The sequence below is a fragment of the Rhizorhapis sp. SPR117 genome (assembly GCF_021742065.1).
In genome coordinates this window covers 1-338 of record NZ_JAKKIE010000254.1, presented here as the reverse complement: position 1 = coordinate 338, position 338 = coordinate 1, and the positions used below count along the sequence as shown (strand labels likewise).

Here is a 338-nt window from a genome sequence, read left to right as displayed (position 1 = left end):
AACCTCGCTGGTTTTTATACCAATTATGATGACTTGCAGACAGTGCAGACGCGCCCTGCGGTGGGCGGGGCCGGGTTCGACACATTCGTCGAGAACGCCGGCAAAGTCGAGATCAAAGGTGTTGAAGCTGAGCTGACTGCGATCATCACGCCGCAGTTCCGACTTTCCGCGTCAGTTGGTTATCTCGATGCAAAATATAAGGAATTCATTTCCGATCTCAACAACGACGGCATTGGGGAAGATGCAACATTTCTCGACCTACCCAGGGCTCCAAAATGGAGCATCAATGTAAATCCGAGCTACGAAACCTATCTGAGCGACTTTGGATCAATACTGTT

Annotated in this window: 1 protein-coding gene; it reads left to right on the top strand. The window is 50.0% G+C overall.

Features of this window, described 5'->3' with window-relative positions:
- Positions 1–338 (top strand): TonB-dependent receptor domain-containing protein (locus L3X40_RS22255; RefSeq protein WP_237367495.1); only part of this gene is annotated, 338 nt, incomplete at both ends.